This is a genomic window from Psychrobacter immobilis, from assembly GCF_904846235.1.
GTDB classification, from domain to species: Bacteria; Pseudomonadota; Gammaproteobacteria; order Pseudomonadales; family Moraxellaceae; genus Psychrobacter; species Psychrobacter immobilis_C.
Window position 1 is genome coordinate 1 of record NZ_CAJGZN010000038.1, and the last position, 7,288, is coordinate 7,288.

4 protein-coding genes are annotated in these 7,288 nt (G+C 40.7%); 2 read left to right on the forward strand and 2 right to left on the reverse strand.

Features of this window, described 5'->3' with window-relative positions:
• Positions 1-293 precede the first annotated feature (293 nt).
• Both JMX07_RS13250 and JMX07_RS13255 read right to left on the reverse strand, forming a co-directional pair.
• Positions 294-1,667: an NAD-dependent succinate-semialdehyde dehydrogenase gene (locus tag JMX07_RS13250; protein WP_201608409.1), complete on the reverse strand. Its 1,374-nt coding sequence runs from the start codon at positions 1,665-1,667 to the stop codon at positions 294-296.
• 402 nt (positions 1,668-2,069) lie between these two features.
• Positions 2,070-3,059: a LysR family transcriptional regulator gene (locus JMX07_RS13255; protein ID WP_057761159.1), complete on the reverse strand. Its 990-nt coding sequence runs from the start codon at positions 3,057-3,059 to the stop codon at positions 2,070-2,072.
• Positions 3,060-3,757: 698 nt separating this feature from the next.
• Between JMX07_RS13255 and JMX07_RS13260 the strand changes: the two genes are divergently transcribed.
• Positions 3,758-5,344, forward strand: a complete 1,587-nt coding sequence (locus JMX07_RS13260; protein WP_160022549.1) for an isocitrate lyase — start codon at positions 3,758-3,760, stop codon at positions 5,342-5,344.
• A 153-nt stretch (positions 5,345-5,497) separates the two neighbouring features.
• Positions 5,498-7,186: a CYTH and CHAD domain-containing protein gene (locus tag JMX07_RS13265; protein ID WP_201608410.1), complete on the forward strand. Its 1,689-nt coding sequence runs from the start codon at positions 5,498-5,500 to the stop codon at positions 7,184-7,186.
• The last annotated feature ends 102 nt before the right edge of the window (positions 7,187-7,288 follow it).

A 7,288-nucleotide genomic window follows, 5' to 3' on the forward strand; every position in this document is an offset into this window, starting at 1 on the left:
AAAACTGGTTATACCATTATAATCATAAGCGCCCAAACATGGGCAATGGCGGTTTTACACCGATACAGAAACTCAATCAGGCAGCTTAATTCTATTTATTAGGTGTCTTAAGTTTGGGAGGGTTACCGATTGACTATAAGCTGCTTTTAATAATGCTTTATATAGCGCAATAAAAAGCCCAGCTACTCGTAATGAGTAACTGGGCTTTTTTATTTGATAACTATTTATTATTTAAAATCATTTAAAATCGTAAATAGTTATCTATTTAGCTAATTTGTCTAATTAGTTCATTTTTAGAATACATGAACCGCTTTGATGTTGACAAACTCTTTGATACCAAAACCGCCATGCTCACGACCATAGCCTGAGTTTTTCACGCCACCAAATGGCAGTGCAGGATTAGCTAGACCATAACCATTGATATAGACCATACCTGTATCGAATTGCTCACGTGCTAAACGAACAGCTTTCTCTTCATCTTTCGAGAAAATCGCGCCACCTAAACCATAACGACTGTCGTTAGCGATGCGCATTGCATCGTCTTCATCTTTTGCACGAATTAGTGAAGCGACGGGGCCAAATAGTTCGTCGTCGTAGGCAGGTTGACCTTTCTCGACATTTTCTAAGATAGTTGCTGGATAGAAGCTACCTTTACCTTCAGGTACCTTACCGCCAACAGCAATCGTTGCACCTTTTGCTACGCTTTGTTCTACTTGCTCATGTAGCTGATCTCGCAAGTCTGCACGCGCTAACGGACCGATGTCTGAACTGTCATCCATTGGGTCACCCGCTTTGGTACCTTCAAACTTCTCAACGATACGCTTACGGAATTCGTCATATACGCTATCGACTACGATAAAGCGTTTGGCCGCTACACAAGTTTCGCCGTTATTGATTAGACGTGCTTGAGTACAAGTTTCTACTGCAGTTTCAATATCTGCATCTTCTAATACGATAAATGCATCGTTTGAACCTAGCTCTAATACCGCTTTCTTAATTGCTTTAGCTGCTTGCTGTCCAACGATCACGCCTGCTTTGTCACTACCTGTTAGTGTCACGCCACGTACTTTGTCATTGCCAATCAATGCTTCTGATTGATCATGGTCAATGATAATCGTACGGAACAAATCACTTGGTAATTCAGACTCGTGAAGAATTTTTTCGATTAGTAGACCAGAGCCTGTTACGTTAGATGCGTGTTTTAGTAAGACACTGTTACCTGCCATCAAGTTTGCGATGGTATAACGGAATACTTGATACGCTGGGAAGTTCCAAGGCTGCATACCGTAGATGATACCGATAGGTTGGTACGTCACTAGCCCTTTTTTCATGCTTTCGATATCTCGTACATCATCAGCTAAAGAAGCGACGCCATTTTCAGCAGTGTAATCACAGATAGCTTTACAGAGATCAATCTCTTGCATGCTTTGGCTATATAACTTACCGCGCTCTTCAGTCATCAGCTTAGCCAGCTCTTCTTTGTACTCCATCAGCTTATCACCAATAGATTTAATGACACGACCGCGTTCTTCGTGGCTCTCTGTACGCCATTCTAAAAATGCATTATGTGAAGCATCGACAATCTTGTTGACTTCGTCATTGCTCATATAGTTGTAGTTACTGATTTCTTCGCCCGTGGTTGGGTTAATAGTAGTAATGTCTGACATAGTTACTGTCCTTATTATTCGAATTTATACTTGGGATTTATAATCGGGTTTACTGTCACTTGTAGTTATTTTGCTGTGACAGTTTTAATTATTAAATTTACGTCGATAGCACAATCTATTGGTAGCTCGTTTTCTATCTGCCGTTATCTTAACAAGCTATTTGATGAAGAGTTTTACAATATATTGTGAAGTGTGTTGAAGATGTTAATAGTGTGACTAACTTATTAAGTATAACTGAATATTACATACTAACTATTAAACGCTAGAACACAAAAAACCAGCCTAGTGGCTGGTCTAATAACTATATAGAGTGGGATCTAAAGAGAAATACTTTTATAAAAAATTCAGATAATCAGAATTATTCTGCTCTAATAAAAGATAAATTCAACTCACACAAACCAATCAAAACAAATGGTTAATAACCGGTATTTCTTGTGGTGGATTTTCTTCTTCAGCGACGACTTGGCGCGCTACATGCATAATTAGCTGACGTAACCAGCGATGGGCTGGATGATGCTGCAACAAAGGAGACCATGCCATCGTAAGCTCAAACTCAGGAATAAAAAACGGCGGATCTTCCATCATAATGCTGTCGTTATTTGCCTGCATTCTTGCCACACGCGTGGGCAAAGTCGCTATCAAATCTTTATTTGCTGCAAGCATAGCAGGCATTTGATAATGTCGAGTAAAGACACTGATTTGGCGTTTTTGACCAAGGCGCTGCAAGGCCTGATCGATAGATCCTAGCCCACCAGATTTCTCTGGATTAACCCCAAAACCCACACCCATCCCTGTTTTAGATACCCAAACGTGCTGTGCTTTAAGGTAGTTTTTCAAATTAAAACGATTGGCATAAGGACTGTCAGAAGATAGTAAGCAACTAAAAGTATCACGCCATACTAGAACCTGATGGAAACTTTGAGGTATCTCGTTAAAACGGTTAATCGCTAAATCAACTCGTCCCTGCTCCATATCTCGGTAAGAGACGTCTGATGGAGTCAAAAAGTCCAAAATGACGTTGGGTGCTTCCGAACGTAGTGCTTTTACTAGCTTAGGTACTAAGGTCGCCTCGGCATAATCTGATGTCATGATACGGAACACACGAGAGGTACTATAAGGACGGAATTCAGTACGTGGCTCCAACACTTGAGTCAAGTCAGCGAGTATCTCGCGGATACGTGGCTGTAACTCAAGGGCGCGTTCAGTCGGTGTCATACCCTCAGATGAGCGTACCAATAATGGATCATTAAACAGCTTACGCAAACGGCGCAAGATATTACTCATAGCAGGCTGAGTAATTCCAAGCTGCTCGGCTGCGCGAGTAACGTTTTTTTCTCGTAGCAACACATCTAGATGGACTAATAAGTTTAAATCAACCCGCTGCAAATTCATATTCGGTTCTCTTGGCTTTTGAGTAAACGCCATATTAAGGCTGGCATTTGTAGTGCTGCTACGGTGATTTGTGCGTTATAACAGCATAATTTCATTATTTTCTACTAATTTTATTCTAGTTTTTTCTGATAGATAGGTATTATAACTCATTCAACCTATCGTAAGACCCTGTTATATAAACATTATATCATACAGAAATACCAAAGATAACTATCATAAATTAGATAAATCTTGGTAAGGTGGTTATAGTGAGTTCTATAAAGGATTTGCAGCATAGAGAACGAACGTTAGGTTCATAAGCTGTTTTTATCCGATTAAATATTATCGCTAAGTAATATATTAATGGTTTTTATCAGTCGTTAAATACGGTTAATTGACCTCATTATTGTAACATCTCTTGCTACCAATTATGACATCACTGCCTATTAAGTATTCAGATACCTTTTAGATATATAGTGAGAATCGATGAATATTTATAAACCAGCAATTATTTTCAACTGTTGAGTTCAGCAAATTCCTTGTAATAGCCTAGCGGTTTGTTTAGGGTAAATAGAACTTCGATAGATAAATGATAGACCAAATTTTGAATACTACTTTTTAGTACAAAGATTTTAGTAAAGCGGATTTTAGTAAAGCGACAGACCCATTATTTTAACAATTAACTTATTTGTTTTTACACCCCACCAAGGAGACTATAGATGTCAACTGCATATAAATCAGCGATCGACTTAGTACGTGAATTAAAGCAAAAGCACGGCAACTGGCAGAACATTAGCGAAGTTGATGCTGCACGTATGATGTCACAAAACCGTTTCAAGACGGGTTTGGATATCGCAAAATATACTGCAAAAATCATGCGTCAAGACATGGAAGATTATGACAATGATACGTCTCAGTACACGCAGTCTTTAGGTGCATGGCATGGTTTTGTTGCACAGCAAACTATGTACGCTAAGAAAAAATATTTCGGTACGACTTCTAAAACTTACATCTACCTTTCAGGTTGGATGGTAGCTGCCCTACGCTCTGAGTTTGGTCCACTACCTGACCAATCTATGCACGAAAAGACGTCAGTACCTAAGCTAATCGAAGAAATCTACACCTTCTTACGTCAAGCAGATGCTAAAGTGTTGAACGACTACTTCCGTGAGCTAAACGCTGCTGAAGAAGCTGGCCAAGACACTTCAGCTATCCTAGAAAAAATCGAAAACTTTGATTCACACGTTGTGCCAATCATCGCTGATATCGATGCAGGTTTCGGTAACGAAGAAGCCACTTACCTATTGACTAAGCAAATGATCGAAGCTGGTGCTTGTGCCATTCAGGTTGAAAACCAAGTATCTGACGCTAAGCAATGTGGTCACCAAGCTGGTAAAGTAACTGTACCGCATGAAGACTTCATCTCTAAGCTAAACGCTATCCGTTATGCATTCTTAGAGCTTGGTGTTGAAGACGGTGTTATCGTTGCTCGTACTGACTCTGAAGGCGCATCACTAACGCAAAAAATCCCAGTATCAAATGAGCCAGGCGACCTTGCTTCTAAATATATCGATTTCATCGAAATGGAAGAAGTAACGCTAGAGAATGCTCAAGAAAACGACAGCTTACTTAAGCACAACGGCAAACTAGTACGCCCAGTTCGTCTACCTAACGGTCTATATCAGTTCCGTGAAGAGACTAACATTGACCGTGTTGTACTTGACTGTGTAACGGCTCTAGAAAACGGCGCTGACCTACTATGGATCGAAACACCGACTCCAGACGTAGAACACATCAAAATGATGGTTGACCGTATTAAAGAGCAACAGCCTAAAGCCAAGCTTGTATACAACAACAGCCCATCATTCAACTGGACGCTTAACTTCCGTAAGCAAGTTATCGCTCAGTGGGAAGAAGAAGGCAAAGACGTCTCTGCATACAATAAAGATGACTTGATGAGTGCTGATTACGACGGTACTGAGCTTGATGCAGCCGCTGACGTAGCCGCTAAAAACTTCCAACGTGATGCGTCACGTGAAGCTGGTGTATTCCATCACTTAATCACGCTACCGACTTACCACACGACTGCTCTTAGCGTTCATGAACTTGCTAAAGGCTACTTCGGTGAAGAAGGCATGCTTGCTTATGCAGCTGGCGTACAGCGTAAAGAAATCCGCGAAGGTATCTCTTGTGTTAAGCACCAAGCAATGGCTGGTTCTGACCTTGGCGATGACCACAAAGAAATCTTCTCAGGCGATAACGCTCTGAAAGCTGGCGGCGGCAAGAACACGATGAACCAGTTCTAATAACCGACAGACTAGCAGTATTTATCAAAAAACCGTCCTACATCATGTAGGGCGGTTTTTTATTGCGGTTTAAATAATCAGAGAATGGTAGACTAATAATAGTTTATCAAAACCATCGATCAGAGCCATCAGTCAGAATTATTAGGAGCTAATATGCAAGAGATAGAGCTGAAGTTTTTGGTACCAGAGTCACGACTGAAGGGATTAATGCGTCAAACGCACGTTAAATCCTCACAAGTGACGCAACTGGCTGCACATTATTACGATACGTCTGACCAACAGCTTGCACAGGCAGGTATCGGTCTGCGTATTCGCAAAGAAGGCGATACATGGGTACAAACCATTAAAGCTAGTGGTGATGGTATCGCCGCACGCTTGGAGCACAATGCCGTACTCGATAATGAGCAAGTACAAACGATGCTCGATAATAATGAGTTGATGCCTGATTTGACAATATATGAAGACACTCCAATCGCTGCGGCATTGGCTGACTTTAAACTCAAAAAGCTAGTGAAGACGCTAACACGACTTTATGTTACTGACGTCGAGCGCACTACGCGGTTGCTAACAGAAAGTAATGAAGATGAAACCGATAATTGCATCGAAATGGCTTACGATCAGGGAGAAATCATCCATGGTACTGATGACTCGCTACGCAAAGCCATTCAAGAGATAGAGTTTGAACTGGTGTCAGGAGATTTAGATTTTCTATTTACGACTGCCAAAACATGGTGCAAGCGCTATAAGCTGTGTCTATCTACCGTTACCAAAGCTGAAAACGGTAGCTTACTTATTAACGGACAAAAACACAGTCCAGCGGTCAACGCAAACCTAAGTCAATTGCAAATAGACAAAGACAGCAGTGCACCTGCCTTTATACGTGCGGTCGTACACAATTGCTTATTACAGATACTACCAAATAGCAGTGCTATCGTCGCTGGCAGCATAGATGATAATCATATTCTACAGTTAAGAGTTGGTATTGATCGCTTGCGTACTGCGTTGAAAGCATTTGCTGACTTCTCTGATGAGATTAATCCTGAATGGCTGCCGATACTAAAGCAAACTGCAACCTTGCTTAGCGACTACTATCAACTTGCTTATATCAATGCACAGATCGAACCTGAGCTACAAGCATGTGGCGCGCCTGCCGTTGACTGGACAACAGATATTGAAAATATCAAAATTACGCCTATCAATACGTTGCAAGCCAATGACTTTCAGATAACCTTGCTAGAGCTGATTGCCTTTACTATGAGCGACCCAAGCATTGAACCTCAGACTGATCAGCTTGCCCGCGATAAGCTAACGAAAGTCCTTTCTAAACTATATAAAAAATGCCTTAAAACCAATAAAAAATCTGACGAAGTAAGTAATGAAGTAAGTAATGAAGTAAGTAATGAAGTAAGTAATGAAGTAAGTAATGAAGTAAGTAATGAAGTAAGTGACGAAGTAAGTGTTGCTGAGCTTGTGAGCGATGACATAGAGGTAAACACAGACATTGCTGATAATGACCAACCTGAAAGCGAGCGGCTTAATCAGTTAAGAGATTTGCGCTACATCAGTGAATTTTCTACGCCTTTACTAAGTAAGAAAAAAGCTAAGAAAAAAACCAAACGTTGGCTAAAACGGCTGATAAAAGCGCAAAAAGCGTTAGAACAACTGAACGATGATAATCAATATCAGCAGTTTTATGAATTGAAATCAAAAACAGATGCTAGTGCTTTATATGGTGCGGGTTGGTTCGCTGCCATACTGACTGATGACCAGAGTCATATTGATGTACGTTTAGCAAAATTTGCAGATAGCTCAACGTTTGAGACCATCCCAGATTCTGTGTAACTGCCATTTAGATTAAATGCTTACTAATACGATCATCAAACATAATCATAAAGCGATTCAGAGCAGACGTCCAGTTACGAATAGGCATCGACCACTTTTTGG

Excerpts from the sequence above, each read along its gene's own strand:
- JMX07_RS13265 (WP_201608410.1), top strand. The coding sequence starts at position 5,498 with ATGCAAGAGATAGAGCTGAAGTTTTTGGTACCAGAGTCACGACTGAAG.
- JMX07_RS13260 (WP_160022549.1), top strand. The coding sequence starts at position 3,758 with ATGTCAACTGCATATAAATCAGCGATCGACTTAGTACGTGAATTAAAG.
- JMX07_RS13255 (WP_057761159.1), bottom strand. The coding sequence starts at position 3,059 with ATGAATTTGCAGCGGGTTGATTTAAACTTATTAGTCCATCTAGATGTG.
- JMX07_RS13250 (WP_201608409.1), bottom strand. The coding sequence starts at position 1,667 with ATGTCAGACATTACTACTATTAACCCAACCACGGGCGAAGAAATCAGT.